Annotated in this window: 20 protein-coding genes; 11 read left to right on the forward strand and 9 right to left on the reverse strand. The window is 68.3% G+C overall.

The genetic code is table 11. The annotated features are described in order from the left end of the window. Positions 1-187: 187 nt before the first annotated feature. Positions 188-1006, reverse strand: coding sequence for a bifunctional allantoicase/(S)-ureidoglycine aminohydrolase (locus tag H2Q94_RS10330; protein ID WP_243794278.1), 819 nt, complete (start codon positions 1004-1006; stop codon positions 188-190). A gap of 299 nt (positions 1007-1305) precedes the next feature. On the opposite strand from H2Q94_RS10330, the gene H2Q94_RS10335 reads away from it, so the two are divergent. The 7 genes from H2Q94_RS10335 (at position 1306) to allB (ending at position 10124) form a co-directional block, all read left to right on the forward strand. Further along, positions 1306-2781, forward strand: a complete 1476-nt coding sequence (locus H2Q94_RS10335) for an NCS1 family nucleobase:cation symporter-1 (protein WP_243794280.1) — start codon at positions 1306-1308, stop codon at positions 2779-2781. 46 nt (positions 2782-2827) lie between these two features. After that, positions 2828-3550: an aspartate/glutamate racemase family protein gene (locus H2Q94_RS10340; protein WP_243794282.1), complete on the forward strand. Its 723-nt coding sequence runs from the start codon at positions 2828-2830 to the stop codon at positions 3548-3550. A 345-nt stretch (positions 3551-3895) separates the two neighbouring features. After that, positions 3896-4699 (forward strand): hydroxypyruvate isomerase family protein, encoded by an 804-nt coding sequence (locus H2Q94_RS10345; protein WP_243795643.1) that lies wholly within the window; start codon positions 3896-3898, stop codon positions 4697-4699. A gap of 34 nt (positions 4700-4733) precedes the next feature. Further along, entirely contained in the window at positions 4734-5612 is an 879-nt protein-coding gene (locus H2Q94_RS10350; protein WP_243794283.1) for a 2-hydroxy-3-oxopropionate reductase, read from the forward strand. Between the two features lie 342 nt (positions 5613-5954). Further along, a complete protein-coding gene (gcl, locus tag H2Q94_RS10355; protein WP_258718678.1) occupies positions 5955-7655 on the forward strand; it encodes a glyoxylate carboligase in 1701 nt (566 codons plus the stop codon). Positions 7656-7890: 235 nt separating this feature from the next. Next, the gene (locus H2Q94_RS10360; protein ID WP_243794286.1) at positions 7891-8544 is read left to right on the forward strand and encodes a GntR family transcriptional regulator; all 654 of its coding nucleotides are present in this window, start codon (positions 7891-7893) and stop codon (positions 8542-8544) included. A 209-nt stretch (positions 8545-8753) separates the two neighbouring features. Further along, positions 8754-10124, forward strand: coding sequence for an allantoinase AllB (gene allB / locus H2Q94_RS10365; protein ID WP_243794287.1), 1371 nt, complete (start codon positions 8754-8756; stop codon positions 10122-10124). Positions 10125-10193: 69 nt separating this feature from the next. On the opposite strand, the gene H2Q94_RS10370 is transcribed toward allB, so the two are convergent. Next, positions 10194-10370 carry a hypothetical protein gene (locus H2Q94_RS10370; protein WP_243794288.1) on the reverse strand — a complete coding sequence of 59 codons (177 nt, stop codon included), beginning with the start codon at positions 10368-10370 and terminating at the stop codon, positions 10194-10196. 112 nt (positions 10371-10482) lie between these two features. Next, positions 10483-11088 (reverse strand): class I SAM-dependent methyltransferase, encoded by a 606-nt coding sequence (locus tag H2Q94_RS10375; RefSeq protein ID WP_243794289.1) that lies wholly within the window; start codon positions 11086-11088, stop codon positions 10483-10485. Between the two features lie 155 nt (positions 11089-11243). On the opposite strand from H2Q94_RS10375, the gene H2Q94_RS10380 reads away from it, so the two are divergent. Beyond that, positions 11244-13370 carry a GmrSD restriction endonuclease domain-containing protein gene (locus H2Q94_RS10380; protein ID WP_243794290.1) on the forward strand — a complete coding sequence of 709 codons (2127 nt, stop codon included), beginning with the start codon at positions 11244-11246 and terminating at the stop codon, positions 13368-13370. A 114-nt stretch (positions 13371-13484) separates the two neighbouring features. Here the strand turns inward: H2Q94_RS10380 and H2Q94_RS10385 are convergent, their stop codons facing one another. From H2Q94_RS10385 to H2Q94_RS10410, 6 genes are all read right to left on the reverse strand, one after another. After that, positions 13485-14678: an MFS transporter gene (locus H2Q94_RS10385; protein ID WP_243794292.1), complete on the reverse strand. Its 1194-nt coding sequence runs from the start codon at positions 14676-14678 to the stop codon at positions 13485-13487. Positions 14679-14778: 100 nt separating this feature from the next. Continuing rightward, a complete protein-coding gene (locus H2Q94_RS10390) occupies positions 14779-16152 on the reverse strand; it encodes a cytochrome P450 (protein WP_243794293.1) in 1374 nt (457 codons plus the stop codon). A gap of 86 nt (positions 16153-16238) precedes the next feature. Then, a complete protein-coding gene (locus H2Q94_RS10395) occupies positions 16239-17807 on the reverse strand; it encodes a phospholipase D family protein (protein WP_243794294.1) in 1569 nt (522 codons plus the stop codon). Between the two features lie 341 nt (positions 17808-18148). Then, entirely contained in the window at positions 18149-20071 is a 1923-nt protein-coding gene (locus H2Q94_RS10400) for a CocE/NonD family hydrolase (RefSeq protein WP_243794295.1), read from the reverse strand. Then, on the reverse strand, positions 20005-21033 hold the full coding sequence (locus tag H2Q94_RS10405; protein ID WP_243794296.1) for an ATP-grasp domain-containing protein: 1029 nt from the start codon (positions 21031-21033) through the stop codon (positions 20005-20007). The genes H2Q94_RS10400 and H2Q94_RS10405 overlap by 67 nt, the downstream gene beginning before the upstream one ends. A gap of 296 nt (positions 21034-21329) precedes the next feature. After that, on the reverse strand, positions 21330-21683 hold the full coding sequence (locus tag H2Q94_RS10410; protein ID WP_243794297.1) for an STAS domain-containing protein: 354 nt from the start codon (positions 21681-21683) through the stop codon (positions 21330-21332). A 553-nt stretch (positions 21684-22236) separates the two neighbouring features. On the opposite strand from H2Q94_RS10410, the gene H2Q94_RS10415 reads away from it, so the two are divergent. The 3 genes from H2Q94_RS10415 to H2Q94_RS10425 all read left to right on the forward strand — a co-directional run bounded on the left by H2Q94_RS10415 (position 22237) and on the right by H2Q94_RS10425 (position 25676). Next, a complete protein-coding gene (locus H2Q94_RS10415; RefSeq protein WP_243794298.1) occupies positions 22237-24060 on the forward strand; it encodes a thiamine pyrophosphate-requiring protein in 1824 nt (607 codons plus the stop codon). Between the two features lie 228 nt (positions 24061-24288). Then, on the forward strand, positions 24289-25155 hold the full coding sequence (locus H2Q94_RS10420; protein ID WP_243794299.1) for an SDR family oxidoreductase: 867 nt from the start codon (positions 24289-24291) through the stop codon (positions 25153-25155). A gap of 104 nt (positions 25156-25259) precedes the next feature. Further along, positions 25260-25676: a CBS domain-containing protein gene (locus tag H2Q94_RS10425; protein WP_243794300.1), complete on the forward strand. Its 417-nt coding sequence runs from the start codon at positions 25260-25262 to the stop codon at positions 25674-25676. Positions 25677-25692 lie beyond the last annotated feature (16 nt).

The following is a 25692-nucleotide window of genomic DNA, read 5'->3' on the forward strand; positions in this document are numbered from 1 at the left end:
CCGTGCCTGTATGTGCGAAGCGCATAGCCCACGCAAGCAAGATGACCACCGGCGGGTTCTCAGCTGTCTTCTCGCGAGGACAGCTTTTTCCCTCGTGGCGGAGCCACTAGGGAAAAAGATCCCGCAGCGAGAAGACAGCTGAGGTTCCGCCACCCGACCACCAAAGCAAAAAGAGCCGTAGAAACCCTCAAGTCAGCCTGATCTGACGATTGACGTCCTTGTAGAGCAGGTAGCGGAACTTGCCTGGTCCGCCCGCGTAGCAGGCCTGCGGGCAGAAGGCGCGCAGCCACATGAAGTCTCCGGCCTGGACCTCCACCCAGTCGTCGTTGAGCCGGTACACGGCTTTGCCTTCGAGCACGTAGAGCCCGTGTTCCATCACGTGCGTCTCGGCGAACGGGATGACCGCGCCGGGTTCGAAGGTGACGATGTTGACGTGCATGTCGTGGGCGAGGTCGTCCGGGTCCACGAATCGGGTGGTGGCCCAGGTGCCGTTGGTGCCGGGCATCGGTGTGGGCGGGACGTCCTGCTCCTGGAGCGCGAACGCTGTGGGCGTGTGCCCTTCCAGGGGTTCGTAGGCTTTGCGGACCCATTGGAAGGTGGCGCGGTCCTCGCCGCTGTTGGCGACCGACCAGTCCGCTCCGGCGGGGAGGTAGGCGTATCCGCCGGGGGTGAGGTCGTACCGGATGCCTTCGATGGTCAGCCGCAGGTCGCCGGAGAGCACGAACACGACCGATTCGACACCGCTTTCCGGTTCCGGCCGGGTGCTGCCGCCGCCTGGCGAGACCTCCACCAGGTACTGCGCGAACGTGGTCGAGAACCCCTGGATCGGTTTGGCGAGGATCCACGCGCGGGTGCCGTTCCAGCCGGGCAGGTTGCTGGTGACGATGTCGCGGAGCACGCCGCGCGGGATGACCGTGTACGCCTCGGTGACCACTGCGCGGTCGGTGAGCAGCGCGGACTGGGTGGGGAGACCGCCTTCGGGGGCGTAGTAGCTCGGCTGGTTCAAGTGATCCCTTCCTCGTGTGCGGCGGGCGCGAAGCCGGGGCGCGTTTATGTATACACAACGCCGAGGGTGGTGGGCGAGGGTAGGTGACGCCGGTCGATCACTGGGGAATCGCGTAGCGGGGACGGCCGGATACTTCCCGTGTTCGTGGTCGGATCGCCGGCTCGGTGAGCGCGCTTCGGCGACTGTTGACGGCGATCAGGTCGATCGCTACCGTCTTCCGAATCACAGTCGTATACTTTCACATTGCGGAACTTCGGCTGTCCAATGGAAACATCGAGCGCAAGCTTGGAGGCGGTTCGATGACTGCCGAGGACCGCCGGTCGGACGTGGAGTGCGCGCCCAGCGACCGGTTGTACAGCTACGACCTGGCTCCCACGAAGAAGGACGGGCGCCGCTGGGGCGCGTACAACGTCTTCACGCTCTGGGCCAACGACGTGCACAGCCTCGGGAACTACGCGTTCGCGATCGGCCTGTTCGCGCTGGGGCTGAACGTGTGGGGAATCCTGGCGGCCTTCGCCCTCGCTTCGGTGCTGCTGTTCCTGCTGCTGACGCTGTCCGGCTACATGGGGCACAAGGCGGGCGTGCCGTTCCCGGTCATGAGCCGCATCGCGTTCGGGACGAAGGGCGCGCAGCTGCCTGCGGCCGTCCGCGGAATCGTGGCCATCGCGTGGTTCGGCATCCAGACGTACCTGGCCTCCGCGGTGCTGAACACCTTGCTGGTGGCCATGTTCCCCGCGCTGGCGCCGCTGCGGGACCGTGAGGTGCTGGGACTTTCGCTGCTCGGCTGGATCACGTTCCTCGCGCTCTGGGCCGTGCAGGTGCTCATCGTCAGCTACGGCATGCACGTGATCCGCAGGTACATGGCGATCGCCGCGCCGACGACGCTGATCACCATGTGCGGCCTCGCGATCTGGATGTTCGCGCGGGCGGACTTCTCCCTCTCGCTGTCGACGGCGCAGCCGCTCACCGGTGGCGCGATGTGGTTGCAGGTGCTGGAGGGCGCCGCGCTCTGGGTGGTCATCTACGGGACGTTCGTGCTGAACTTCTGCGACTTCACGCGCTCGGCCAAGAGCCGCCGGTCGATCGTGCGCGGCAACCTGGTCGGCATCCCGGTGAACATGCTCTTCTTCGCCGCGATCGTCGTTGTGCTCAGCGGAGCGCAGTTCAAGCTGGACGGCCGGGTGATCACCAGTCCGACCGACATCGTCCAGACGATTCCGAACATGGTCCTGCTGGCGGTCGCTTCGGTGGCGCTGATCATCCTGACCATCGCGGTGAACCTGCTCGCCAACTTCGTGGCCCCGATCTACGTGCTGGTGAACCTTTTCCCGCGATACTTGAACTTCCGCCGCGCGGGCCTGGTGAGCGCGATCATCGGACTCGTCATCCTGCCGTGGAACCTCTACGACAGCCCGGTCGTGGTGAACTACTTCCTCGGCGGTCTCGGCGCACTGCTCGGCCCGCTGTTCGGCGTGATCATGGCCGATTACTGGCTGCTGCGGAGAACTCGCGTGAACGTCCCGGACCTCTACACCGAGGACGCCGGCGGCGAGTACCACTACCGGCGCGGGTACAACCCGAAGGCCGTTTGGGCGTTCCTGCCCGCGGCGGCGATCGCGGTCGTGGTCGCGTTGGTGCCGGCTTTCGGTGCGGCGTCCGGGTTCTCCTGGTTCATCGGCGCGGCGCTCGGCGCGATCATCTACGCGGTCATCAGCGATCGCCACCTGGACGGGCAGGACGTGGACGGCGAGGCGATCGCCGTGGCCGCCGAATGAGCCCGATTCCGGTGCGGGCAACGATTCGGAATTGAAGAGGAAGACCATGCGCATTCTCGTCGTCAACGTCAACACGACCGTGGCCATCACCGAATCGATCGGAGAGCAGGCCGCCGGTGTCGCGGCTCCCGGCACCGAGATCGTTGCGCTGACGCCGTCGTTCGGCGCGGAATCCGTTGAGGGCAACTACGAGAGCCACCTCGCGGCGATCGCCGTGATGGAAGCGGTCCGGGCCTACCCCGAGCCGTTCGACGCCGTCATTCAGGCCGGATACGGCGAGCACGGCCGGGAGGGCCTGCAGGAGCTGCTGGACGTTCCGGTCGTGGACATCACCGAGGCCGCCGCGAGCACCGCCCAGTTCGTCGGCCGGTCCTATTCGGTGGTGACCAGTCTGGACCGCACGGTGCCGCTGATCGAGGACCGGCTCAGCACGGCGGGTCTGTTCGGCCGGTGCGCGTCGGTGCGGGCGAGCGGCTTGGCCGTGCTGGACCTCGACCGCGACCCTGGCGCCGCCGTCGACGCCATCGCCGAACAGGCCGTGCGCGCCGTGAACGACGACAAGGCCGAGGTCATCTGCCTTGGGTGCGGCGGCATGTCGGGGCTCGCCGAGCGGGTGCTCGAACGCACCGGGGTTCCCGTGGTCGACGGTGTGACGGCGGCGGTGACGATCGCGGAATCCCTTGTCCGCCTGGGCCTGATGACATCGAAGGTGCGCACGTACGCCGCTCCTCGCCCCAAGAGGATGACCAACTGGCCACCTCGGTTCTGAGGTCGTTCCGGGTAGGAGGAAACGAACAGCAGGTCCGCGAAACCGCTGACCGCGCCGGGATTCCCGGTCGCGGTCAGCGGTTTCGCGCGTTCGGCCCGTTCGTGGCATCGCGCGCGCGACTTCGTTGGAGGCCACAATGGACGGTCGTTCATTCCATCATCCGGATCAACTTCCAGTGGTCCCAACGGTTTTCGGCCGTGCTCCTGTGGCGCTCTGATGCGCGGCGGATGATGACATCGCCATTCGTGATCGCGCTGAAAGGCGTTGACCGGGAAAACCGCGTTCGCTAATCTATCACTATACAAAATTTAGATTTCGCATAGCGAAATCGATCGAGGGAGGTTCCTGGTGAGTTCCGTCCGATACGACGTCAACCTCTCGATCCTGTTCACCGAACTCGACGTGCTGCAACGGCCCGCCGCGGCGAAAGCCGCCGGCTTCTACGCCGTGGAGTACTGGTGGCCGTTCTCGGTCCCGGTGCCCTCGGACCAGGAGGTCGAGGCGTTCGTGCGAGCCGTCGAGGACGCCGGGGTGCGGCTCGTCGGCCTGAACTTCTTCGCCGGTGCCCTGCCCGCCGGTGAGCGCGGGGTGCTGTCCGATCCGGCCCGGGCGAGCGAGTTCGCCGACAACCTCGACGTCGCGGTCGGCATCGGCGACCGGCTCGGGTGCCGCGCGTTCAACGCGCTCTACGGCAACCGCGTCCACGGCCTCGAACCGTCCGAACAGGACGATGTAGCGACCGAGAGCCTCATCCGGGCGGCGCAGGCGACCGCGCGCATCGGGGGCCGGGTGCTCATCGAGCCGGTCAGCGGCGTGCCGGATTACCCGCTGAAGAAGGCCGCGGACGCGCTGCGGGTCATCGACCGGGTGCACGAGGAAGGCGGCGTGGACAACCTGCGGTTGCTCTTCGACATCTACCACCTGACGGTCAACGGCGACGACCCGGACGCGGTGATCGAACGGCACGCGCAGCAGATCGGCCACGTTCAGATCGCCGACGCTCCGGGGCGCAACGAGCCGGGAACCGGTGACATCGACTTCGACCGTTGCTTCGGCAAGCTCGACGCCGCCGGTTACACCGGATACGTCGGCCTGGAGTACAAGCCGAGCGGGGCCAGTGCGGACGGTTTCGACTGGCTGGAGCGCTGAATTCGAGCAATCCCCTGACGAGCGTGGAGGCATCGTGAGCAAGATCGGATTCATCGGCCTGGGAATCATGGGCGGCCCGATGGCGGCCAACCTGGTTCAGGCCGGACATGAGGTCACCGGATTCAACCGCAGCCCGGCCGCCGTCGACGAGCTGGTCGCCGCCGGTGGAACGGCGGCCGCGAGCATCGCCGAGGCGGTGTCGGGTGCCGAGGTCATCTTCACCATGCTGCCCGATTCGCCGGACGTCGAATCCGTCGTGTTCGGCGAGGACGGCGTGTTGGCGGTCGCCGAACGGGGCGCGCTGCTCATCGACTGCAGCACCATCCGCCCCGACGCCTCCCGCCGAATCGCCGAAGCCGCGGCGGAGAGGGGCCTGCGGTCGCTCGACGCGCCGGTCAGCGGTGGTGAGCCCAAGGCGATCGACGGCACGCTGTCGATCATGGTCGGCGGTGAGGCGGACGCTTTCGCCGCAGCCGAAGAGGCGCTCGGAGCGGTCGGCGCCACGATCGTCCACGTAGGACCCGCCGGGGCCGGGCAGACCGTCAAGGCGGCGAACCAGCTCATCGTCGCGGGCAACATCGGCCTGCTCGCCGAGGCGCTGGTGTTCCTGGAGGCGCACGGCGTGGACGCCGAGGCCGGGCTGAACGTGCTCGGCGGCGGCCTCGCGGGCAGCAACGTGCTCAGCGCCAAGGGCGAGAAGATGCGCAACCGCGAGTTCGAACCGGGTTTCCGACTCGAACTGCACCACAAGGACATGGGGATCGTCCAGGCCGCCGCCCGCGAAGCGGGTCTGACGATCCCGCTCGGCACGCTCGTCGCCCAACTCGTCGCCGCCTCGGTGGCCCAAGGCGACGGCGCACTCGACCACTCGGGCCTGCTGAAGCAGATCACCCACCTCAACGGCCACGACTGAAGACCTGGCCCCCGAGTCGTATCAATCTCTGGGGCGAAACCGCGCTTGTATGCGCGAAGCGCATAGCCCACGTCCAAAAGCCGACCACCGGCGGGTTCTCAATGGCCTTCTCGCGAGGACGGCTTTTCCCTCGTGGCGGAGCCACTCGGGAAAAAGACCCCGCAGCGAGAAGCCCACTGAGGTTCCGCTACCCGATCCCCTGAGCAACTCAGCCTGGAGATCGAACAGAAGATCAAGAAGAAGGAGTCGGCGGCCCCGATGCCGCCAAGCAAATCAGCACCGCCGACTCGATCCCGACAAGGTGCACGCCGAGGCGTCGCACCCGAGAGGAATTCCTACACCATGCCGAAAGTTCCTGTCATGCAGGCTGTGGTCGACGTCCTCGAATCCGAAGGAGTCGACACCGCCTTCGGCTGCCCCGGAGCCGCGATCCTCCCGCTGTACGCGGCGCTGGAACACCGCGACATCAAGCACCTCATCGTGCGCCACGAAGAGGGTGCCACGCACATGGCCGACGGTTGGGCGCGGACCAACGGTCGTGTCGGCGTCGCCATCGGCACCTCCGGCCCGGCGGGCACGAACATGATCACCGGCCTGTACACCGCGCAGGCCGACTCCATCCCGATGGTCTGCATCACCGGTCAGGCGGTGTCGACCAAGCTGCACCAGGAAGCCTTCCAGGCGGTCGACATCGTTGAGATCGCCAAGCCCGTCACCAAGTGGGCCGTGCAGGTCAAGGAGGCGGCTCAGGCGCCGTGGATCTTCCGGGAGGCGTTCCGCACCGCTCGCTCCGGACGCCCCGGTCCGGTGCTGATCGACCTGCCACTGGACGTGCAGCAGCAGGTGATCGATTGGGATCCCGCGATCGACGCTCCGCTGCCCGTGGCCGCAGTGCGACCGCATCCGCCGCGCGTCGAGAAGGCCCTGGACATGCTGCTCGAATCCGATCGGCCGTTGTTGCTGGCGGGCGGCGGGATTCTGCTGGGGGAGGCCCACGAGCAGTTGCGTGAACTCGCCGAACTGCTCGGCGTCCCCGTGCAGACCACGTTGATGGGCAAGGGATCGTTCCCCGAGGACCACGAGCTGTTCGCCGGGATGACCGGTGTTCAGACCAGCCAGCGCTACGGCAACGAATCCTTCCTGGAAGCCGATCTGGTGCTGGCGCTGGGCGCGCGGTTCGGCGACCGGCACACCGGGGCGCTCGATGTTTACCGAGGTGAGCGCAAGTTCATCCACGTCGACATCGAACCGACGCAGATCGGGAAGGTCTTCGGACCCGATCTCGGCGTCGTCTCGGACACCGGGCTGTTCCTCACGGCCTTGCTCGCGGCGGCGAAGCGTCGCGCGTCGGCCAAGGACTACCGGCCCTGGGTTCGGCGCGTCGGCGAGTTGAAGCGGACCTTGACCCGGCCCGACGACTACGACGCGGTGCCGATCAAAGCTCCCCGGGTGTTCCGTGAGATCAACGCCCTGTTCGACCCCGACACCTATTTCGTCACCGCGATCGGGCTCTACCAGATCTGGTCCGGCCAGTTCCAGACCGCGCACAAACCCCGGCACTACCAGGTGTGCGGCCAGGCAGGTCCGCTCGGCTGGGAGATCCCGGCGGCCATCGGCGTGAAGTCCGCCGAGCCCGGCGCGGAGGTGGCGGCGGTCGTCGGCGACTACGGCTTCCAGTTCCTGGTGGAGGAACTGGCCGTGGCCGCGCAGTACCACGTCCCGTTCGTGATCATCATGCTGAACAACGAGTACCTCGGCCTGATCCGGCAGGCGGAGCTGGGCTACGAGATGAACACCGAGGTCGACATCCACTACGACACCTACGGCACCGACAACGTCAAGGTCATGGAGGCGTACGGCTGCACCGGGCGTCGCGTGTTCGTGCCCGGTGAGCTGGCCGGTTCGATCGAGTGGGCGCGCAAGGAGGCCGCGACGACGAGCCGCCCGGTGCTGGTCGAAGTGATGATCGAGCGGGAGGCGAACACCCCGCGCGGGATCCGCATCGACGCGATGATCGAGCCGGAGCAGGTGCCGTTCGGCTAGCGCTCCGTCCACGAACGCCGGGCCGTTCGGTGCGACCGGCGTTCGTGGAATCGTTCGTCGCCCGCAGCAGGACGCGCGAGTGGCGTCCTCGTCGGCTCCGCCATGGACGCCTTCGGGCGTCGAGCCCGACGGCCGTGGCGCGGGAACCTCGCCGCCGGTGTCGGGGTAGCGGCCCGGCGGTGGGGGCGGAGCTCTTACGCTGGTGGGCACAGCCGGCGAGGAGGAGCTTGTGCCTGTGACTGAAGAGTCGGACGCGGAGCCGCGCGTTCCGCTGCGCGACCAGGTTTACGGCACGTTGCAGGCGCGCATCAGCGACGGTGAGCTCCGTCCCGGCGATCGGCTCTTCGAGCAGGAGCTCGCCGCGGAGTTCGGCGTGTCGCGCGTTCCCGTCCGGGAGGCGATCCGGATGCTCCAGAGCGCGGGCCTGGTCGAGGTGCTGCCGCGCCGACGCGGCGTGTTCGTCCGGAGCCTGGATCGTCGCCAGCTCGAAGAGCTCTTCGACGTCCGCGAGTCCCTGGAGGCGCTGGCCGCGAAGCTCGCCGCTCAACGCAGCGATGCCGAGGACGTGGGGCGCTTGGGCCGGTTGGCCGCGCAGGCGCGCGCAGCGCTGGACTCCTCCGACGTGACGGCCATGTCGGAGGCGAACACCGCGTTCCACGACGAGGTCATCGCGTTGTCCCGCAACGAACTCCTGACTTCGATGCTGGAACCGCTGCACGGCCGGTTGGCCTGGCTGTTCCGGCTGAACCCGGAGCCCGAGCGGGTGTGCGCCGAGCACGAGGAGCTCTACGCCGCGGTCGCGGCAGGGGACGGCGCCCGCGCGTGGGAGGTCGCTCAGCGCCACGTGCAGGCGAGCCGCGTGATGGTGCTCGACCGGATGGTGTTCTGAGCCGCGAGCCGGTCCCGGCGCTCCCTTGACTCGGGATCGAGCCACTTCTAGGTTACGTATACGTGTAAATATACGTTTGGTTTCCGGAGTTCGACGGCCGCTGAACCGGCATCGAGCGGGGGCGCGGACCGGCTCCGGGGGAGGACCACGGCAGCGTTCACGGCGATGTCCGGCGATCAGTGCCGAGCGATCACAAGGAGGTGCCGGCGTTGGCCGAAACAGCCACCGGTTCAGCGTTCGACGTGGTGTTCCGCGCGCACCGGCTCATCGGTCCGCACGGCGAGACCTCCGGCAGCGTAGGAGTCAGGGACGGGCGCATCGCGGCCGTGGAACCGCTCGATGTCGAGCTCGACGCCGCGAAGATCGTCGAGCTCGCGGAGGACGAGGTGCTGCTGCCCGGCCTCGTCGATACCCACGTGCACGTCAACGACCCCGGCCGCAGCGAGTGGGAGGGTTTCGAGACCGCCACGCGGGCCGCCGCCGAGGGCGGGATCACCACGCTCGTCGACATGCCGCTCAACAGCCTGCCGCCCACCATCGACGCCGATGCGCTGGAGCTCAAGCGCGAGACCGCGCGTCCCAAGGTCCACGTCGACGTCGGTTTCTGGGGCGGCGCCGTGCACGGGAACCTCGGCGAACTCCGGGAACTGCACGAGGCCGGAGTGTTCGGGTTCAAGTGCTTCCTGCTGCACTCCGGTGTGGACGAGTTCCCGCCGCTCGGTCCGGCCGAGTTGGAGGACGCGCTGCGCCTGCTCGCCCGGCACGACGCGATGATGATCGTGCACGCCGAGGACTCCGACGCGATCGAGCACGCCCCGACCGCGCACGGCGAGGACTACGGCGGCTTCCTGAGCTCGCGTCCTCGTGGCGCGGAGAACGTGGCGATCGCGCAGGTCATCGAGCTCGCGCGCCGCACCGGCGCCCGCGTGCACATCCTGCACCTGTCGTCATCGGACGCGCTGCCGATGATCGCCTCGGCGCGTGCCGACGGCGTCAAGGTCACTGTGGAGACCTGTCCGCACTACCTGAGCTTCACTTCTGAGGAGGTCCCCGACGGCGGCACCCAGTTCAAGTGCTGCCCGCCAATCCGGGAGGCCCGCAACCGCGAACTGCTGTGGAAGGGTCTCGCCGACGGGATCATCGATTGCGTCGTCAGCGACCACTCGCCCTGCACGCCGGAGCTCAAGCGCTTCGACAGCGGCGACTTCGGGGTGGCCTGGGGCGGGGTGTCCAGCCTGCAGCTCGGCCTGTCCGCGGTGTGGACGCAGGCGCGGGTGCGCGGACGCGGCCTCGCCGACGTCGTCGACTGGATGGCGCGCAAGCCCGCCGAGCTCGCCGGGATGCGCCGCAAGGGCGCCATCGCGGTCGGCCACGACGCCGACCTGTGCGTGTTCGCCCCCGACGACGCTTTTGTCGTGGACGTCGGGAAGCTGCGCCACCGCAATCCCGTTTCGCCTTACCACGGGCGCCCGTTGTCCGGAGTGGTGCGCGAAACCTGGTTGCGCGGCCGGAAAATCGTCGGCCCGGACGTGGAAACCCCCGGCCCGCACGGACAACTCCTCAACCGTGGCGAAGCCTGACGCGCTGCCTGAGTTCCTGGCCCGTTGCGGCACTCCGATCACGGAGCGCCGCAACGGCGTGCCCGCGGATCAGCGGGCGGGAGTGGTCTCGCAGCGCACCTGCGGGTCGGCCTCGGTGCCGGACGCGACGCAGTCGATGCCCTTGCCCGGTTCGGGAACCGGGTAGCTGAACACGGTCGGCGCCTCGGGGTCCTCGCCGACGGAGAACTTCACGACGGTGGGCTTCCAGGAATCGGTGCCGTGCAAGCTTTTCGAGTGCTCGTACTTTAGGCTTCGGCGACGAAAAGGACGATCCGGACGGGGTCGGCGTTGATCCGGCTGCGCGAGCCGGTGCGCGACGACCGGGATGGCGTGGTGCTCAGTCGAGTCGGCGAGCCACGATCGCGCCGTGCGGCCGGGCTCCCGGATCAGCGCGGGTGCGCCGGTCCGCAACGGCGAAACCGGCCTGCTCGATCGCGCCGCTGAAGCGGTCGATCGGCCAGAAGTACGCGGTGGTGACCGCGTGGTCGAACGGCTCCAGCTCCGGCCCGTTGAAGAATCCGACGAGAAGTCCCCCGCCGGGCTTGATGGCGCGGGCGAACTCGGCGAGCGCGTCGGGCACGCGGTCCGGTCGGAGGTGGATCAGCGAGTACCAGGCGAGTACGCCCGCCGAGCTCGAATCGGCGACGTCGAGCCGATCCGCACGGCCTTCCCGGAACCGGACGTCCGGGAAGCGCTTCCGGGCATCGGCGAGGAATTCGGGTGTCGGATCGACGCCCTCGACGTCGATTCCCCGTCCGTGCAGCCAGTTCGTCCAATGCCCCGGCCCGCAGCCGACGTCGATGACCGGCCCGCCGGGCAGCGCCTGCGCCCAGGCGCCGACCAGCTCACGATCAGCGGACGCGGTCGCCTCGATGCTGCCGAGCAACCCGATGTACTCCTCGGCCCGCCGCCCATATGCCCGACTCGCACCCTCGACCGTCACACGACGAATCCTCACAGACACCCCCGGGGTCGTGCGCAGCATTGACGGAAAGGGGCGCTTTCGATTCCCGTGAACTGCCGTGTTCCGGCGGTGACAGGGGGTAACTTCTGGAGTCGGCCGCGAAGTGGGATATCGAGAACAGAAGGAGGCGGCGCGTGGAGACCCTCGTTCGGACGCCGCAGGATATTTTCTACCTGCCCCAGCACCTGGTGGTACCGCTGTTTCAACGTCCCTACGTCTGGACCGAGGAGAACCAGTGGGAGCCGCTGTGGCAGGACCTGCGTCGGCTCGCGGAACTCCGCCTCGACAACCCGAACAGTGCCGCGACCCATTTCCTGGGGGCGGTTGTGCTTCAGGCTCAGGAGAATCTGACGGGCACGCTCCAGCCCAGACTGGTCATCGATGGTCAGCAGCGGCTGACGACGTTACAGCTGTTGATGGACGCTACGGCGGCGGTGCTGGAGTCTCGTTCCCAGGACAACCTGGCCCGTCGCCTGGAAGCGCTCACGCACAACCCCGATTATCAGATCGAGCTGGACGACGACGTGCTCAAACTCCGCCACACCAACCGGGACAAGGCGGGGTACAACGAAGTGATGCGGGCCGATCCGCCGATCGTCTACGCCGACTTGAAGCACGCCCACAGCTTGCTCGCGCTCGGACACAAGTTCTTCGGAGAAAGGGTCGAACAGTGGCTTGGTGATGCCGAGGAGACGAAGTTCGCGACGCGCGCTCAGGCCCTCACCAACGTCATCACCCAGTCACTGCAGCTCGTTGTCATCGATCTCAGGTCGGACGAGAATTCGCAGGAGATCTTCGAGACGCTCAATGCTCGTGGCACGCCGCTCACCGCTGCAGACCTGATCAAGAACTTCGTCTTCCAGCGGCTGACGGCCGAAGGAGTGGACACGCACAAGGCTTACGTCGAAGACTGGATTTTCGAGTCTTCCTTCTGGGAGAAGGAAGTCGGGGTCGGCCGGTACTTCATCAGCCGTAGCTCGTTGTTCCTCAACCAATGGCTGACTTCGCGTGTCGGCGAGGAGATCTCGCCGAAGCAGACCTTCGGCCGGTTCAAACACTTCGTAGAGCACGAGACCAGCTTGACGATGGCTGAACTGCTTCCGGTGCTCAAACAGCAGGCGGGGCTGTACCGGCGTTGGATCGACCGTGCGAACGACTCGCACGCGAATCTCGACGCAGTGGAGCTTTCCGTGTACCGGCTGCAGGCGATGGAGCTAGAGATCCTCAAACCGCTCCTGATTTGGTTGCACGAACCGGAAGCGGTGTACGACAAGAAGGTGATCGAGCGGGTGGTCCGTGCTGCCGAGAGCTGGATCGTTCGGCGAGCTCTCCTACGATTGTCCACCCCGGCTCTCGGTCGGGTGGTGGCCGATCTGGTCGCGACGCATCGGAACACGCCGCAGGCCGAGTTGGTCACGAGGGTCGAGACGTATCTGTCCCGGCTCAACGTGGCCAGCACTTACTGGCCGGGCGACGCTGAGATCAAGAGCTCGCTCGCGACTGAGGCCGCCTACAAGCGGTTCAAACGCGCTCGCCTTCGAGTCTTCCTAGAAGCGGCGGAAGACCATCTCCGGGGCTACACCGGTTCGTCTCCACTGGCCGGCGGGCGAGTGGACAGGGGACGCTTTCCGATTGAGCACGTGATGCCCCAGGCGTGGGAGACGCACTGGTCAGTGGGGGACTTGGCCGCCGAGATCGACCGTCGTGACCACATCCATCGACTGGGCAACCTCACCTTGCTCACTGAGGGCCTCAACTCGAAGGTGTCCAACGGCCCGTGGCTCGGTGAGGAAGGAAAGCGCGCCACAGTCCGCAAACACGATGTCTTCCTCTTGAACAAGCGGATCGAGGACATGTCCGACGACGGCTGGGACGAAACCCGGATCGATCAGCGGACCGCCGCGCTGATCGATGGGCTGCTGACGACGTGGCCAGTGCCGGAGGGACACCTCGGCGAGATCAAAGACGCTCCGGCTGCAGCTGTCACCTACGTTTCGCTCCAGCAGCTAATCGCTGCCGGTCACCTTCAACCTGGCACCATTCTGCGGAGCCGTCCGGGGAACTGGGGCGAACACGAAGCGGTCGTTCTCGACGGCGGCGACGTGAAGCTGGACGGCCAGACTTTCAACACTCCGTCCGCGGCTGGACACCATGTGCGCAAGGGGGCTACGAACGGCTGGCACTTCTGGCTCCTGCCCGATGGACGACGTCTCGCCGATGTCCGCGACACGTACCGGCGAGACACAGCCACGAGCAAGTAGCGCGAGGTCGGCGGTCATGTAGATAGAAGTTGGTCACGACACTGTCGACCCGTATGCGCGCGAGTCGGCATCCGCGCAGGTTGTTCGTCCCGCCGAGGAGTGCGGGGACGCCGATCAGTCCTCGTGGAGCGATTTCAGGCCGTCGTCGGTGCGAGTGGAGCGCGATATGACGCGGTGTGCGGTCTCGGAGAAGGCCAGCGCGGCGAGTGCCCCGGCCGCCGCGAGCGGTCCGAGCAGGCCCGGCCCCGAGGCGGTGATCGTGACGCCGCCGATCACGCCGGACAGCGCGATCGCGAGGTAGAGGGCCGCACCGTTGAGCGCCACCGCGAGGGAAGCCTGATCGCCCGTGCCGAGCATGCGGTAGGTCTGCGGTGCGCTGACGCCGAAGCCGATCAGCCCGTACACGGCTGCGGCGAGCAGTGTTGTCGGAAGTGTCGTGCTCCAGTACGGCGTCAGCACGAACACGATCGCCAAGCCGACGAGCGCGCCGGCCACGACCGGCCGTCCCCCGAACCTGTCCGCGAGCCGACCGGCCACCAGGTTGCCCGTGATCCCGGCGACGCCGAGAACGGACAGGACGACGGCCAGCCGGAGACCGTCCCCGCCAGTGGCTTCGGCTGCCACGACCGAGATGTAGGTGTAGGGGACGTAGATCGCGGTGAATGCGGCCAAGGTCGTCGCCAACAGCGTCAGCACCCGGCGATCGACCAGGGGAGACAACCGTTCCCGCAGATCGACCGGCTCGTCAGCGGCCTGCACCGGGGGAACCCGCACGGCGACGGCCACCGCGACGAGTGACGCGAGCACGGCCAGCGCGACCATCGTTGCCCTCCACCCCACCAGCGCCGCGAGCGCGGTGCCCGATGGGGCGCCGACGGCGATCGCGACCGTCATCCCGGTCGTGACCGTCGCGACCGCCCGGCCTTGGCGTTCCGGTTCCGCGAGAGTCGCCGCCGTCACGGTCGCCGTCGGCAAGAACAGGCCTGCTCCACAGGCTGCCAGCACCTGCGCGATCAACAGCGGGCCGAATGCCACAGCAGTCGCGCTGAACGCCGTGCCCGCCAGGTACATGCCGAGCGCCAGCAGCAGAACTCGGCGGCGAGCCCAGCGCGCGGTCGTTGCGGCGAAGATCGGGCCGGAAACCGCGGCGGTCACACCGAACACCGTCACGACTTGGCCGACCGTCGCCACGGGAATCCCCAGCGAACCGCCGAGCTCGGGCAGCAGCCCGGCCAGGACGAGCTCGCACGTTCCGACGGTGAAAGCCCCCGCGCCGAGCAGGACGGAAGTTCCCGCAGGGCGTGGCATTCGTGTCCTCCGAGCTCAAGCGTGCATCGACCTCGCAGTTGAACATCGTGAGCCGAGTGCGTCCAGCCGATTCTGCGGAGTCGAGCGCCCGCGTGCGGGCTCAGCTTCGCGGTCGATCCTCCTGGCCGGGTGAGGCCGCTACGTCGAAGACGAGGCCGAAGTTGTTCAAGGTGCACGGCAACGGCTCGGACCCGAGGCCGTGGTCGTCGCGCAGGTGGAACTCGTGGCCGCGGATCAGGGCGGCCAGCAGCGTGCTCGCGGTGAGCAGCACGACGTTCTCACCAGGGCAGCGTCCGGGACCGGCGCTGAACGGGACGATGGCCGGATGGTCGTCCATCGTCCCGTCCGACCAGGATTCGGGCGTGAACCGGTGCGCGTTGTCCATTGTGGTCTCATCGCGGTGGAACAGTGGCGTGAAGATGAAGACCCCGGTGCCTGCGGGAAGCACTTGGCCGCCGCATTCCGCCTCGGTGACCGCGTCGCGCAGCAGCGCGGGTGTGGTCGGCCACAGGCGGACGGATTCGAGCAGGCAGGAGCGCAGATACGGCAGCAGCGGTGCGTCCGATCGGGCTTCGTCGAGTTCGGCGCGCACGGCTCGCATCTGCTCGGGGTGGGAGGCCAGCAGCGCCAACGCTCGGAACGCGATCATCGCCGCCGCGTCGAACGCGAACAGCCAGTGCGGGACCTGCTCGTCCGGGTCGACCTCGGCGGTGGACTCCCGGTTCGAGATCGTCGATGCGAGGCTGCCGGAGTCGGCCCTGGCCAAGTGGGCGTGCAGCCGGTCGCTGAACTCGCGCCGCCGCGATTCCCGCCGGGGATGGGCGAAAGCCCAGTTCGCGTCCGCGCGGAGCTCGTTGAGCAGCTCGATCAGCCGCCGGTCGTCCCGTGCGCTGTCGCCGAGCACGACTCGGCGCACCGCGCGCCACCACCCGGCCGCGAAATCGTCCCAGCCGAGGCGGCCCGCCGACTGCGCGCGCTCCACGATCCGCGCACCTTCCTCCGCCGCGGCCGCCGCGACCCGTGGCCCCAGTTCGTGCACCGGCCGGTCCATCTCGAGGACGTTCTCGTGGAAGTTCCGGCGCAGCGCCCGTGAACGCCCGCGTGAGATCAGGACACCGTGCGGCTGGAAGTGCCGCAGCGCGGCGCGCTTCTCGCGGTTGGCCGGGGTGAACCGTTGAGCGGAGTCGCGCAGCACCTCCCGCACCTGATCCGGATCGAGCAGCAGCGCGTACTTCCGGCCCGGAACCGCCAACCGCAACGGGCCATCGCCGTAGCGAAGGCGAAGCGCGGTCAGCAAGCGGATGGCGGACCGGTCGAATTGCAGCTTCTCCGCCAACGCCATGATGCGGGGGCGCCGGACGATCACTCCGGCCGCCAGCGTCGGCAGGACCACGCGGGTCGCCACGCGCACCGTGTCCGCGACCGATGCGCGGCGGGCCTGAGGTGTTGCGGTCAGGGATTCGAGAGCGGACACGCGTGCACTCCTTCCGTTGTGGGTGCGATCACCGAGCTACCCGGCGGCGCGTGGCCTCACACGTTGCCCGTGCGGATCTCCGGAGATCACCACTCGCGGGTCCACCGGTGGCGCAGGGGTCTGCCGTCGGGATCCATCACGGCTCGCCCGACCGGGGCCGCCCACGCCCGAGTGGTGGCGGAAGCGGCCGGGCGTTCGTGCACGCGGAGGTGCCCTGCGGGCCTGGGCGCCGTCCGGCCGTTCCGATGCCAGCGCTCCAGATCGGCGGCGGCCCGGCGCAGCGCCTCGATTCCGCTGACGGGGTCGGTGAGGTCGTCGTCTTCGCCGTGGGCTCGCCCCAGATGTTCCCGCCAGAGACGGAGGCGCAGGTCCTGGGCGAACGTGGACGCATCTGTCCGCTGATCCGCCGGCTCCGCGCACCGCTCGTCGAGGACCGCGGCGGTGAGTTCGGAGTCGTAGGTCCACGAGCGCCGGTTCAGGTTGGCCGAACCGATCGTGGCCCAGTGGTCGTCGATGACGCACACCTTCGAATGGACGTAGATCGGTAATCCGTGCGTGTTCTCCAATTCGTAGACGTCGACCCGATTCCCGCCTGCTTCGTGCAGCAGGTCCAGCGCTTTGCCGTGGGCCACATCACTGGTCGCGACCTCCACCGGGCCGCCCTTCTCCGGGCGGCTGGGAACGACGGCGATCAGGTGCAGTTCCGGTTCGCGGCGGAGGGCTTCGGCGAACGTCTCGGCCACCATCGGGGACCAGAGGAACTGGTCTTCGACGTAGACGAATCCCGACGCGCCGCGCAGTGCTTTCGCGTAGCCGCGAGCGACACTGCGTTCTCCCCGGGGAGCGAACGGATAGGGCGGGAACTTGGCCGGGTAGGTGCGCAACAGCTGCACCGAATGCGGGCCGCAGCGCGGTGGTGCGGGAAGCGCGGCAGGGAGCAGGCCCGCCGCCTGCGCCCGCCCGCGCACCTTGCGGTCGAGCAGCGAGAGCGGCCCCCGCTCCAGCGCCGTGGAGTCCTCCCACCGTTCCCGGAAGCAGTGCTCGACGTCGTCCACCGCCGGGCCGCGCACCTGCAGGTGGGCGTCGTGCCAAGCGGGCTGTTCACCGTAGACATCGTCGATCGAGGTCTGCACGTGCGGATCGCCGTGGTGGGCGCCGTCATCCCGGCGGCTCGGGCACGGGTCGATCCCTCCCACGAACGCGATGTCGGACTCCGGCCGTTCCGGTCGGCGGATCACCAGGAACTTCTGGTGGTGGCTCCCAGTGGGGCGCACCCGCTGGTCGAGCACCGCTTCGCCACCGAGGCCCCGCAACGTGGCGACGAACCGCCGGTTGTCGGGAATGAGGTCCGTCGTGAAACTCAAGTACGGCCACCAGAACAGCGCGTGGACCGAGGCCCCGGTGCGGAGGGCGCGGAAGAGCAGTGCCGCGAGGGAGGTACCGGGGCCGTCCAACGGCTTGTCCTGGTCACCGATCCACGCCGAGAAGTACACCTGGTCCCCGGCTCGGATGTCGGTCAGCTCCGAGAGCAACCGGTGGAAGTACTCCACGCCGTCGAGCAGGGGGTGCACCAGGTTGCCCCGGGACCACGCGAGGCCGTCCGGATGGCGGCGGTCGAGGGTCGTCGTGGGATTGCCGCGTTCGTCGGCCGTCAAGAACCACCCGGGAGCGCCTGGCCGGCCCGAGTGCGGTCGCGCGCTCCCGGTGAGCGCCCCGGTCGGTTCCTCACCCGGCAGCGCAGCCATCCAGCACCCTTTCCAGTTCGGGGTCGTTGATCTTCGTCCTGTCGCGGGTACCCGCTGACGGCAGGAGGAAACATCAACCGCGGACCGGCGCAGCCGACGGTGCGGGCGTGAGCCGGTGCGTCGGAACCAGCACCGGCACCCGGAATACCTCGCCATGCCAACGCTTCTTGTGCGGAGACCTCGCCTGCTGATGGTGTCGGTGACCGGCCGAGCGCGCTGCGCTGCCTGCCGTGACGGCACCGCGACCGAGGTCAGACGTGGTCGCGGGGAATGGTGTGCTGCCAGTTCTTCGACAGGACCCGCTCTTCGTCCTCGTAGGCGTCGAGCCGGGCGTGCAGCCGGAATTCGTCCGGCGTGGAGGTGAGCACCGTGTGGGTCACCGTGCGCACGTGCCAGTCGCCTCGGCGGAAACCCATCCACCACGTGTTCTCGCCGCGCACCGAGTCGAAGTCGTCGCCCGTCCAGCTGTAGCGCTCCCACGCGTCGCGGGTGAGTTCAAGATCGATGTCATCGATCCGGGACACTCCGAGGTCCTTGACGACCTCCAGCGCGGATTCGTAGCTGACGAGGTCGCGCGAGACCGTCCACCGCTGCTCACCGGGCACGAGCTGGCTCGACGGCGCCGGTGGCGAGCCCTCGGGGTCGTCGAACGGGCGCACCTCTGTTTCCGCCGCGGACCCCCTCGGCCGCCACGGCAGCACGACACTGCTTCGTCCAGTGTGGACGGTGAGCTGCACCGGGCGAGGCGGCGGCCACGCCAGCGGCCAGTACGACGTCGACACCGACAACCGGATCCGGTGCCCCGGCGGGAACGACTGCGCGACGCCGTTGAGCGCGACCGAGATCTGGTAGCGCCGCCCCGGTTCCAGCGGCTCCGGCCGGTCGTGGGAGTCGCGGTGGGTGAGGTTGAGCAGGCCGTAGGTGACGCGGGTGGCCGCTCCGTCCGGGCGCACGTCGGAAAGCCGCACCGCGACCATCGCGACCGGTTCGCTCACCTCGACGTCGAGGTCCACGACGGGACCTCCCAGGATCTCGTGGCGCTCCTCGAGCGGATCGGTCTCGAACACCAGCGAGCCGCCGTCCTCCTCCCGCTGGTCGTACGGCAGGTCCGGCGGAGCGTTGTAGGAGCACCACTTCCCGGCGAACTGGCCCACCGACAGCGGAGATTGCACGGGACGTTCCGCCTCCACCGGCTCCGAACCGGGGCTGCCGATGTGGTGCGGGTGCAGCGGGTGCCGGGCGGGTGAGACGAGGGGCGAGGGCCATTCGGGTTCACCGACCCACCGGCCGGGCCGATCCGAGTAGGCCGTGGACGGCGGGACGCTGTCCTGCATCCAGGTGGTCAGCATCGGACCGTCCATCACGTCGTTGTCGACGTCCTTGAGCCAGCGGTCCCACCAGCGCACCAGTTCCTGCAGGAAACCGATGGCGGGGCCGGGCTGGCCGAGGTGCGGGTACTTGTGCGACCACGGCCCGATCAGGCCCTTGCGGGGCGCGTCGAGGTTCTCCAGCATCCGGAACACCGCGTTGGAGTACCCGTCGGCCCACCCGCTCACGGCCAGCACCGCGCAGTCGACCGACCCGTAGTCCTCGCAGATCGAACCGTGCCGCCAGTAGTCGTCACGGCGTTGGTGCCGCAGCCATTCGTGCAGCCACAGCCCGCTGTTGTCCAACCGCTCGAGCCACATCTCGCGCCACCGGTCGCCGACCAGCGCCGGGTCCGGCGGGCACGAGTTGTAGGCGAACATCGTGGACGCCCAAGACAGGTTGTCGCTGAGCAGGCAGCCGCCCATGTAGTGCACGTCGTCGGCGTACCGGTCGTCGGTGGAGCACACGGTGGCGATCGCGCCCAAGCTCTCCGGGCGGCGTGCTGCCAGTTGCAGAGCGTTGAACCCGCCCCAGGAGATGCCCATCATCCCGGTCCGGCCGCTGCACCACGGCTGGTCGGCGAGCCAGGCGAGCACCTCTTCGCCGTCGCGGAGTTCCTGCTCCAGGTATTCGTCGGTGAGCACTCCCTCGGACTCGCCGCTGCCGCGCAGGTCCACTCGCACGCATGCGTAGCCATGCCCGGCCATGTAGGGGTGGTGGATCGAATCGCGCAGCGCCGTCAGGTCGCGCTTGCGGTAGGGGATGAATTCGAGCACGGCCGGGCACGGGTCGTCGTCGGAGGACACCGGTCGCCAGATCTTCGCGCCGAGCCGGACTCTGGCACACCGTCAACGGCCTCGAACAGCGGCGCGTGGGATTGGGAGTGCCGCGGGTTGATCTCCAGCAGGTACACCGCGCCCGAGGGCTCGTCCCAGAAGAACTCCACGTTGAACGCCACGTGGTCGAGTCCGAGGTGCTCGATGACCCGGCGGGAAGCGGTGGTGATCCGCTCGATGACCTCCTGCGGCAGCGCGGACGGGTACTGGTAGCGCAGGAAGCTCGACGTGCCGGGGTAGTTGACCGTGTCGATCACGCCGTAGATGTGGACGGAGCCGTGGTGACTGTAGCCCTCGACCGTCACCTGCTGACCGCTCACCGCTTCCTCGGCAACGCAGGCGCGTCCACCGGCGTCGGCGATCTCCGCCGGGAGGTCGAGCTGGTCGAGCACGGTGTCGAAGGGCTTGCCCACCTTGTCGATGCCGGTGCGGATGTCGGCCAGCGCGGCGCGGAACTGCTCGTCGTCGGTGATCCGGTAGGCCATCTGCGAGGAGAAGGACTTCACCGGTTTCACCCACAGCGGGTAGCGCACGCCCTCCGGCGGCGCGGTGTCCGTGTCCACGTCGACGAGCCCGAACCTGGGCACCTCGTTGATGACCTTGGCCTGCTCGACCCGGCTCCAGTACTTGTGCTCGCAGGCCACGATGGCGCGCAGGTCCGCGCTGAGCAGCCCGCGCTGCGCGCACAGCATCGGCACCAGCGAGCTGACCGGGAAGTCCCAGTAGCCGACGATCGCGTCGACCGGCCCGTCGTTCGCGTCCAGCTCCCGGTTCGCCGCGTCCAGCAACGCGTGCACGTCGATGTCGTCGACGTGCACCAGGCTGTCGACGCTCAGCAGCGGATGCAGTTCGCAATCCGCCAGCGCGGGCAGACCGCGCAGGGTGTCGAGGTTCCGTTCGTCGAGTCCGAGAACGAAGACGTGGTGGCTCATGTTCACCTCAAAGGCGGGCGGGTAAATCGCCCGATCACGACGCTTCGCGGCGCCTGTACTGCCTGAGGTCGGGAGGTCTCGGGAGTTCTGCCGAGCTGCCGACCGGTTACGTCACCCGGCGCGTGGCGTGCGACCTCCGATCAGCTCCGGTGGTGGTGCGTCCCCCTCCCGTACCCCCGGTGACCGACGCGCAATCGGATTGGCAGGCGGTGACACCGGGACGGGAGGGGCCGCAGTGACCGGAGGTGGTCACCGGGCTGACGGTGCCGCGGGCGTCGAGCCGCGCGGAAGTCCGCTCAGGCGGTGGCGCCGATCTCGCGCCGACCGGCCAGTTCGGCGACGGCCGCGGTGACGCTGGAGTAGGTCGGAACGGTCTCGCCCGATCCGGCGGCGCGCAGCGCACGGTCCACGCAGGTCGGCCCGTCGACGATGTAGATCATCATGCCTCGGCTCGCGGCCCGTCGGTGCACGTGGGCCAGCAGCTGCAGGCCGGCGACGCCCAGGAAGCGCAGTCCGGACAGGTCGAGGATCACGGACTCGGCCATCGAGGCGAGCCGAGGGGCCAGCAGTTCGCGCAGGCGCGGGGTCGTTTCGGTGTCGAGGTCACCGGCGAGGTGCACCGCTACCGAGGTGCTGGTGGGGTAGGACAAGTGCAGTACCAGGCTTGGGCTCGGGCGGGATTTAGCGGACGGAACCCGTGCTGTCACGGGCCTGTCAAGCCGTCCGGCGGCGGTGCCGACGGGAGCGTTCGGCCCGGAGTGGGCGAATAGTGTGGTCACGACTGCCTCCTAGAAGGTGCAGCAGCCGACGAAGGCGCCGACGGTCCCGCAACGGAACACTTGCCCCGCGTCGCGTGGCGCGGCAGTTACCGAAGTGAGGACCGACGCGAACACTTCGACCCGGCTGTCACGTCCGTTCAGGCGGCTGGATGCTCAACCGGCAACTGTCAACGTCCCAGATGTGAGACTGTCTTGTCCACCCGCCGCCGAATCGACCCGGCCGAGGAGCCGTCGCGTCGTCAAGGCCGCCGAACGGCGGCCGGTCCCGAGCTTCGACGACGCGCGGTCACGGGAGCAGCGGCGAGCGCGCCACGTGTAGCCGCCCGATCACGTGGGTAGGCCTGATCACGACACCGTCGACCAGCGTGCCGAGCCGACGCGCGGGCATGCGGCGACGATCGCGATCGAGGAGGTCAAGACACCTGTGAGTGCTCCGAGCACCGTTGCCGACCACGTTCTCGCCCGGCTGGCCGAGTGGGGCGTGCACCGCTACTACGGCTATCCCGGAGACGGGATCGGCGGGATCTTCGCCTCGCTGCGGACGCTCGTGTCCGACGGTGCGGACACCGAGTTCATCCAGGTGCGCCACGAGGAAACGGCGGCGTTCGCGGCCTGCGCCGACGTGAAGTACGGCGGTAGCGAGATCGGGTGCTGCGCGGTGACCAGCGGCCCGGGCGCGATCCACGCGCTCAACGGGCTCTACGACGCGAAGCTCGACAACCAGCCGGTCGTCGCGCTGCTCGGGCACACCGCGCAGACCGCGCAAGGTGGCGGCTACTACCAGGAAATCGACCTGCTGAACCTGTTCAAGGACGTCGCCGGGGCGTACTGCGAGCAGCTGACGGTGCCGAGCCAGGTGCGCCACCTGGTCGATCGGGCCTGCCGCACCGCCTTGTCGCAGCGCACCGTCACGGCACTCGTGCTGCCCAGCGACGTCCTGGACATGGCGGCGGTTCCGGAGCCGCCGCAGGAACACGGCTACTACCGGACGTCGTCGGTGCCGAGCTCGCCGAGCACCGCGCCGGACGCGGCCTCGCTGCAGCGAGCGGCCGAGGTGCTCAACGCGGGGGAGAAGGTCGCGATCTTGGCGGGAGCGGGCGCTCTCGGCGCGAGCGATGCGCTCACGGCAGTGGCCGATCGGCTGGGCGCCGGTGTCGCGAAAGCCTTGCTGGGCAAGACGGTTCTCGACGACGCCCTGCCGTGGGTCACCGGCCCGATCGGGCTGCTCGGCTCCACGGCGAGCTGGCACCTGATGCGCGAGTGCGACACGTTGCTGATCGTCGGTTCGACCATGCCCTACACCGAGTTCTACCCCGAGCCCGGCGAAGCGCGGGCGGTGCAGATCGATGTGGACGGGACCCGGTGCGGGATCCGCTATGACACCGAGATCAACCTGGTCGGCGACGCCGGAGCCACGCTCGAAGCGCTGCTGCCGTTGCTGCGCGAGCGAGCCGATAATGGCTGGCGCGAGCACGTGGAGACGTGGACCCGGCGCTGGAACTCCTACAGCGAAGCACGCGCGACCGCGGACACGTCCGGGCTCAATCCCGAGTTCGTGGTGCGTGAACTGTCCGCCCGCCTTCCCGGCGACGTAATGGTCTCCGCCGACTGCGGCACCGCCACCAGCTGGTACGCGCGCACGCTGGAAATGCGCCCGGGGATGCTGGGAAGCCTCTCCGGCACCTTGCTGTCGATGGGCGGTGGACTGCCCTACGCGATCGCGGCGAAGTTCGCGCATCCGGAGCGCCCGGTGGTCGCGCTCGTCGGTGACGGCGCGATGCAGATGAACGGGGTCAACGAGCTCATCACCGTCGCGAAGTACTGGCGGGAGTGGGCGGATCCGCGTTTCGCGGTGCTCGTGCTCTCCAACGACGATCTCTCCTACGTCACCTGGGAGACGCGGGCGATGCTGGGGGACAAGCCGTTCGCCGACGCCCAGCACCTGCCCGAGGTTCCGTACGCGAAGTGGGCCGAGTTGCTCGACCTCGGCGGGATCCGGGTGGACGCCGCTGATCAGGCCGGTGCCGCTTGGGACGCGGCGTTGAGCGCCGACCGCCCGACCGTGATCGACGCCCAGGTGGATCCAGCGGTGCCGATGATCCCGCCGCACGTGACGATCTCGCAGGCCGTCAACACGGCCCGGTCCCAACTGGCCGGCGATCCGGACGCGCTCCGGATCATCGCCGACGGCATCCGGGAGACCGTCGGCGCCAAGGCCCGGTCAGTGCTCAACACGTCGTTCCTGTGAGGGATCCCGCTGCCGTCCGCGCGCTCGCACCAAGTCCTTAATGGACAGACCTTTGCCGTGCGCAGCCGGATCGGTTCTGCGTCGGCAGATCAGGGACATCAGGCGCCGAACGGATGAAGACCCCGTGCGTGTGATGGCTGGCCCTCGTGGGTACCGCACAGGGGTGACGAAAGCACTCGTCACGTGTTCGCCCGACCGGCCGTGGGGCCGGACCGCATGGGAGGAACGATGGTGGACCGACCGGCCAGCCCCGCCGCGCAAGAACAACGACCGCCGGGAACGACCTCTCCCATGGATCCCCTTCCTCGGGACGAGATGCGGGATTACGCGGGAGCAGGCCACCTCGCAGGCAAGAAGGCACTGGTGACCGGCGGAGACTCCGGCATCGGGCGGGCCGTGTCGGTCGCCTTCGCCAAAGAGGGCGCCGATGTGGCGGTCGGCTACCTCGACTCCGTGGAGTCCCACGATGCCGAGCACACGGCCTCGCTGGTCCGCGAGCAGGGACGCAAGTGCTTCCTGTTCCAGGGCGACGTCGCTGACGAGAGCTACTGCGAACGTCTCGTCGACGAAGCCGCGCAGAGCCTGGGCGGGCTCGACGTGGTGGTGAACCACGCCGGAACGCAAGCGCCGCAAGAGGATCTGGCGTCGGTGGGGACCGAACAGTTCGACCGCACGTTCAAGGTGAACGTGTACGCGGTGTTCTGGATCTGCCGGGCCGCGCTGCGCCACCTCCCGGACGACGGGGCGATCGTGAACACCGGATCGGTGAACGCGTTGCGCGGCAACAAGAGTTTGATGGACTACTCGGCCACCAAGGGTGCGGTGCACGTGTTCACGCAGTCCCTTGCGCAATCGCTGGCCGGGCGGGGACTTCGCGTCAACTGCGTCGCGCCGGGTCCAGTGTGGACTCCGCTGATCCCCGCCACCTTCGGCGCGGACAAGGTCGACGGGTTCGGGGACCAGACCCCCATGGGACGCATGGGGCATCCCGACGAGATCGCGCCCAGCTACGTCTTCTTCGCCTCGTCGAGGTTGTCCAGCTACTACACCGGAGAGGTCTTGGCGCCGGTGGGCGGCGAAACCCACCCGGGCTGACCGGCCGCCCTCCCGGCCCGTGGGCATGTTTGTCGAGTTGATGAGCGGGCACCCGAAGAGCAGGAGCCGTTGACTCCCGATATGCAGGATTGAGGTGCTCAACGATGACCACAGCACGGGACATCATGACCGCACAGCCCGAATGCGTCGCGACCGACGACAGCCTCGCCTTGGCGGCCCAGCAGATGCGCAGGCTGAAGGTGGGGGCGCTGCCCATCTGCGGTCCCGATCAGAAGATCAAGGGCGTGCTGACGGATCGCGACATCGTCGTGCGCGGCTTGGGCACCGGTAAGGACCCCGGACAGACGAACTCCGGCAGCTTCAACGACGGCGAGGCCGTGACGGTCGGAGCCGACGACCCGATCGACGAACTGCTCAACGTGATGATCGACCACAAGGTCAAGCGCCTGCCCGTGATCGATGGATCCAAACTGGTGGGCATGGTGTCCATCGCCGACGTGGCGCGGAACCTGCCCCAGCCCGATGTGGGACAGCTCGTCGAGGCGCTGTCGCTGGACTGATCTCGCGCCGTACCCG

The sequence above is a fragment of the Saccharopolyspora gloriosae genome (assembly GCF_022828475.1).
Taxonomy (GTDB): domain Bacteria; phylum Actinomycetota; class Actinomycetes; order Mycobacteriales; family Pseudonocardiaceae; genus Saccharopolyspora_C; species Saccharopolyspora_C gloriosae_A.